The organism is Mesorhizobium sp. M4A.F.Ca.ET.020.02.1.1 (assembly GCF_004022645.1).
Taxonomy (GTDB): domain Bacteria; phylum Pseudomonadota; class Alphaproteobacteria; order Rhizobiales; family Rhizobiaceae; genus Mesorhizobium.
In genome coordinates this window covers 1-5,411 of the sequence record NZ_RZOI01000416.1, presented here as the reverse complement: position 1 = coordinate 5,411, position 5,411 = coordinate 1, and the positions used below count along the sequence as shown (strand labels likewise).

Annotated in this window: 5 protein-coding genes; 4 read left to right on the top strand and 1 reads right to left on the bottom strand. The window is 66.2% G+C overall.

The features are described from left to right. Positions 1–81: 81 nt before the first annotated feature. Entirely contained in the window at positions 82–639 is a 558-nt protein-coding gene (locus EN742_RS22735) for a sugar O-acetyltransferase (RefSeq protein ID WP_126058625.1), read from the bottom strand. A gap of 131 nt (positions 640–770) precedes the next feature. Here EN742_RS22735 and EN742_RS22730 point away from each other — a divergent pair, with 131 nt between their 5' ends. From EN742_RS22730 to EN742_RS22715, 4 genes are all read left to right on the top strand, one after another. Further along, positions 771–1,232, top strand: coding sequence for a DUF4126 domain-containing protein (locus EN742_RS22730; protein ID WP_126058624.1), 462 nt, complete (start codon positions 771–773; stop codon positions 1,230–1,232). Continuing rightward, positions 1,229–2,605: an FAD-containing oxidoreductase gene (locus tag EN742_RS22725; RefSeq protein ID WP_126058623.1), complete on the top strand. Its 1,377-nt coding sequence runs from the start codon at positions 1,229–1,231 to the stop codon at positions 2,603–2,605. Before EN742_RS22730 ends, EN742_RS22725 begins: the two co-directional genes overlap by 4 nt. 101 nt (positions 2,606–2,706) lie before the next feature. Continuing rightward, the gene (locus EN742_RS22720) at positions 2,707–3,762 is read left to right on the top strand and encodes a succinylglutamate desuccinylase/aspartoacylase family protein (protein ID WP_126058622.1); all 1,056 of its coding nucleotides are present in this window, start codon (positions 2,707–2,709) and stop codon (positions 3,760–3,762) included. A gap of 256 nt (positions 3,763–4,018) precedes the next feature. Further along, positions 4,019–5,411, top strand: a 1,393-nt coding sequence (locus EN742_RS22715; protein ID WP_128333298.1) for an anthranilate synthase, incomplete at its 3' end; no start/stop codon positions are given.

Here is a 5,411-nt window from a genome sequence, read left to right as displayed (position 1 = left end):
TATCGGCGCGAGTTCTCCAGGAGTGCCGGCGCCAAAAGGCCGACACACGCCGCAATGTTTTGACCCGAACGGGCAAGCCGCTCAACGCTGCCTGACCGGACGTGCCGGATTGCCGACCACCGTGGTGTTCGCTGCGACGTCGCGGGTAACCACGGCGCCAGCGCCAACGATGGCACCATCGCCGATCGTGACGCCGCCGAGGATGATGGCGCTGCCGCCGATCCAGGCATCGGCGCCGATCGTCACCGGCTTGGCGATCTCCAGCCCCGCCTGCCTTGCTGCAGCCTCCCTGTGATGCTCGGCGCAGTAGATCTGCACATTAGGCCCGAGCAACGTCCGCTTGCCGATGCGCACCGGCGCCGTATCGAGGACCGTGCAGCCGGCATTGAGGAAGACACCATCGCCGAGAAAGAGGTTGAACCCGTAGGCGCAGTGGAACTGCCCCTCTATGCGCGCCCCCTCGCCCGTGCTTCCCAACAATGACCGCAATGCCGGGCCGATGTCGCCGCGTTGCCGGGGCGGCAGGCCGTTGTGCTCGAACACCGCATCGCGCGCGGCGACGCGCAGCGCTTCCAGTTCCTGATCGAGGCAAGTGTACCACTCGCCCGCCGCCATCTTCATGCGCTCACTTGCCGTCATGGCCGCGTCTCCATCGAATTACTGCCAAAGCACAATCCTTTGCTGGGCGAAAGCCTGCTGGCCAAATGTCCGGCCTATGCTAGCTTGCTCGCGCCGGACAGTGCGAGGTCCTGACATCGAGGGGGTCAATCATGCTTTATCTGCTTGCATTGCTGATCGGGGTCGTTGCCGGGCTCCGCGCCGGAACGGCACTTGCCGTCACCGCCTGGGGCGCCTGGCTCGGCTGGCTGCCGGTCGCCGGCACCTGGGCGAGTTTCATGGGGCACTGGATCGCCCTCGGCATTTCCACCATCCTGGGGGTCGTCGAGCTGATCACCGACCAGCTGCCGTCGACGCCGAGCCGCAAGGTGCCGCAGCAGTTCGGCGCCCGCGTCATCATCGGCGCCTTTTGCGGCGCGGTGTTCGGCGCGACCGGCGGCGCCATCATCGGTGGCCTGATTGCCGGCGCCATCGGCGCCGTGATCGGCACGCTCGGCGGCGCCGAGTTCCGCGGCCGACTGGCGGCGGCTTTCGGCAAGGACCCGCCCGCTGCCTTCATCGAGGACGCCGCGGCGATCATCGGCGGCCTGCTGATCGTGGCGGCCGTGGCATGACGGCCAAGGCCTTCGACGCCATCATCATCGGCGCCGGCCAGGCCGGCACGCCGCTCGCCGGCCGGCTGAACGCGGCCGGCATGAGCGTGGCGCTGGTCGAGCGCAAGCTCGTCGGCGGCACCTGCGTCAACACCGGCTGCATCCCGACCAAGACGATGGTGGCGAGCGCCTACGCCACCCATCTCGCGCGCCGCGCCGCCGACTATGGCGTGACCTTATCCGGCCCGGTGGGCGTCGACTACAAAGCGATCAAGGCGCGCAAGGACAAGGTGTCGGGCGCTTCCCGCACAGGGCTGGAAACCTGGATCGCCGGCATGGAGAAGTGCACGCTCTACCGCGGCCATGCGCGTTTCGAATCCGCCAACACCGTGCGCGTCGGCGACGAACTGCTGACCGCGCCGAAGATATTCCTCAACACCGGCGGCCGCGCCGCCGTTCCCGACCTGCCCGGCGTCGAGGAGGTGCCTTACCTCACCAATTCCTCGATGATGGATCTCGACGTGCTGCCCCGCCATCTCGTCGTCGTCGGCGGCAGCTACATCTCGCTCGAATTCGCGCAGATGTTCCGCCGCTTCGGATCCGAGCTGACGGTGATCGAGAAGAGCCCGCGGCTGACCGGTCGCGAGGACGAGGACGTCTCGGCCGCCATCCTGTCGATCCTCCAGGACGAAGGCATCACGGTGCATCTCGGCGCCGACGACATCAGTTTTGCCAAGCAGGGCGGCGATGTCGCCGTCACCTTTTCCGCCGATCAGCCGCCGGCGATCGGCTCGCATGTGCTGCTGGCGCTTGGCCGCAACCCCAATACCGACGATCTCGGCCTCGACAAGGCCGGCGTCGAGGTCGACAAGCGCGGTTTCATCGTCGTCGACGACCAGTTGCGCACCGGCGTGCCCGGCATCTGGGCGATGGGCGATTGCAACGGCAAGGGCGCTTTCACCCATACCTCCTACAACGATTTCGAGATCGTCGCCGCCAACCTGCTCGACAATGATCCGCGCAAGGTCAGCGACCGCATCGAGGCCTATGCGCTCTACATCGATCCGCCCCTCGGCCGCTGCGGCATGACCGAGGCCGCGGTGAGGAAATCCGGCCGCCGCGCGCTGGTCGGCCAGCGGCCGATGACCCGCGTCGGCCGCGCCGTGGAAAAGGGCGAGACGCAGGGCTTCATGAAGATCCTGGCCGACGCCGACACCGGGGAGATCCTCGGCTGCTCGGTGCTCGGACCGGGCGGCGACGAGGTGATCCACTCGGTGCTCGACCTGATGTATGCCAAGGCGCCGATATCGACGCTGGCGCGTGCCATGCACATCCACCCCAACGTCTCCGAGCTTCTGCCGACCATAGCCCAGGAGCTGAAGCCGCTGGCCTAGAGCCGCCATCGGCGTGGTTTGCGCCCATAGCGCCTCGGCCTGGACCAATCGACAGCGCAATCGCAAAAGTGCATGGGTTCGCCTCTTTCCCGGAGGCCTCCATGCAGAAAACGATCGAACGCATCGCTGGCGAAGGCGAGGGCATTTCCTACGAATTTCCGGTGATCCGCTTCGCGGGAACGGACAAGGCGGGACCTTCGGCCTATCTGCAGGCGGCGCTCCATGCCGGCGAACTGCCGGGCGTGGTCGCCATCGACGCGCTGATGCCGATGCTCGCAAGAGCCGAGGCCGAGGGCCGCATCAGGGGCGACATCACCATCGTGCCCTGGGCCAACCCGATCGGTCGCGCCCAGTACCATTTCGGCGAACATCAGGGCCGCTTCCATCTCGGCACGCGCAACAACTTCAACCGCGGCTTTCCGCTGCTTGCCGCACCGGACGCTTCGCTCTTGCCCGATACCAGGCTCGGCACGCCCGACCAACGGCTGAAGATCAGGCTGCTGCAGCTCTCGCTCGGCCACAACATCGTGCTCGACCTGCATTGCGACGACGAGGGCCTGCCCTACCTCTACATCCACGCCAGCCTGTGGCCGGCGATGGCCGATTGCGCGGCGGCCATGGGCGTCGATGCGGTGCTGCTGTGGAACGAGGACACCGACGGCACCTTCGAGGGCGCCTCGATCATGCCTTATCAGAATGTCCCGGCGGATGTGGCGCGTTTCGACCGGCGGGTCGCCACCACGGTCGAATATCGCGGCGTGCTCGACGTCGACGGCGAATTGGCCGCTTCCGATGCCGAGGGGCTCTATCGGCTGCTGGTCGCGCGCGGCGTTGTCACCGACCCCGCCTTGGCCACGCCCGGCCCCTTCACCGGCACCGTGGCGCCGCTGGAAAACATCGACATGATGCCGGCGCCGAAGGGTGGCGCGGTCGTCTATGACGTGAAGCCCGGCGACCGCGTCGCCAAGGGCGCGCGGCTCGCCAAAATCGTCCACGCCCCGGGCGAAACGGGCGGCAGCACGGAAGTGTTCGCGCCCCAGGCCGGCCTCATCCTGACGAGGCGTTCGCGGCGCATCATCCGCGCCGGCGAGGACCTGCTGAAGCTGGTTGGCGACAGGAGAAGCGACGATGCAAGGTCGGGGACGCTGGAGGACTAAGCGAGCGAGGCTTTTACCAGCCTCGTGGAATCCAGTTGCGCGGCCGACCATTCGCCGCTATGGGAATCGCCATGAACATGCGCTCGAACAAGACCATTTGGTGGTGGGCTCGCTGACAGCGGCCTGTTCGAACGCGTGCGCGTGAAAAGAGAGGGTGGCCGCAACGGAATGTCCGGGCGGCCATTTGTTTTTTGAAGCCATCCCCGGGTCCGTTGCCCCAAGAAGCTGAAATAGCAAGACGCTGATGGAGACGGCAATGACGACAAGAGTTCTGGACAACGGGGCCGAGCGCTTCGTCACAGCGGGTGGCGTGGCGATCACCCGCGACCGCCAGGAGCAGCCCTATGAAGGCGCCATCGACGCCTATGTCGACGGGCTGAATTCCCGGCGCGGCGCGGTGTTTTCCTCGAATTACGAGTATCCGGGCCGCTACACGCGCTGGGACACCGCCATCATTGATCCGCCGCTGGTGATTTCCGCGCGCGGACGCGCCATGCGCATCGAGGCGCTGAACGGACGCGGCGAAGTGCTTTTGCCGGTGATCGCCAAGGCGCTGGACGGTCTTGCCGAGGTCTCCATCGCCGAAACGTCGCCAAGGCTCATCCGCCTCGAGGTTGCCAAGCCAGGCCGCGTCTTCACCGAGGAAGAGCGCAGCCGCGTACCTTCGGTATTCACCGTGCTGCGCGCCATTACCGCTTTGTTCAAGACCGAGGAAGACGCCAATCTAGGCCTCTACGGCGCCTTCGGCTACGATCTCGCCTTCCAGTTCGACCCGGTCGACTACAAGCTCGAGCGCAGAGAGAGCCAGCGCGATCTGGTGCTGTTCCTGCCTGACGAGATCTTGGTCGTCGACCACTATTCGACCAAGGCCTGGACCGACCGCTATGACTATTCCGGCAAGGGTTTCTCGACGGAGGGGTTGCCGCGCGACGCCGCCGTCGAGCCGTTCAGGACCGCCGACCGCATCCCGCCGCGCGGCGACCACGAGCCCGGCGAATACGCCAACCTGGTGCGCCGGGCGATGGACAGCTTCAAGCGCGGCGACCTGTTCGAGGTCGTGCCCGGCCAGATGTTCTACGAGCGCTGCGAAACCGAGCCTTCCGAGATTTCGCGCAAGCTGAAGGCGATCAACCCCTCGCCCTATTCCTTCTTCATCAACCTCGGCGAAGGCGAGTATTTGATCGGCGCCTCGCCGGAGATGTTCGTGCGCGTCAACGGCCGGCGCGTCGAGACCTGCCCGATCTCGGGCACGATCAAACGCGGCGACGACGCCATTTCGGACTCCGAGCAGATCCTGAAGCTGCTCAACTCCAAGAAGGACGAATCCGAGCTCACCATGTGCTCGGACGTTGACCGCAACGACAAATCGCGCGTCTGCGATCCGGGCTCGGTGCGTGTCATCGGCCGCCGCCAGATCGAGATGTATTCGCGCCTGATCCACACCGTCGACCATATCGAGGGGCGGCTGCGCGAAGGCATGGATGCCTTCGACGCCTTCCTGTCGCATGCCTGGGCGGTCACCGTCACCGGCGCGCCGAAGCTCTGGGCCATGCGCTTCATCGAGCAGAACGAGAAGAGCCCGCGCGCCTGGTATGGCGGGGCGATCGGCATGGTCAACTTCAACGGCGACATGAACACCGGGCTGACGC

Coding starts and splice junctions, on each gene's coding strand:
- EN742_RS22720 (WP_126058622.1), top strand. CDS start 2,707: ATGCAGAAAACGATCGAACGCATCGCTGGCGAAGGCGAGGGCATTTCC.
- EN742_RS22730 (WP_126058624.1), top strand. CDS start 771: ATGCTTTATCTGCTTGCATTGCTGATCGGGGTCGTTGCCGGGCTCCGC.
- EN742_RS22735 (WP_126058625.1), bottom strand. CDS start 639: ATGACGGCAAGTGAGCGCATGAAGATGGCGGCGGGCGAGTGGTACACT.
- EN742_RS22725 (WP_126058623.1), top strand. CDS start 1,229: ATGACGGCCAAGGCCTTCGACGCCATCATCATCGGCGCCGGCCAGGCC.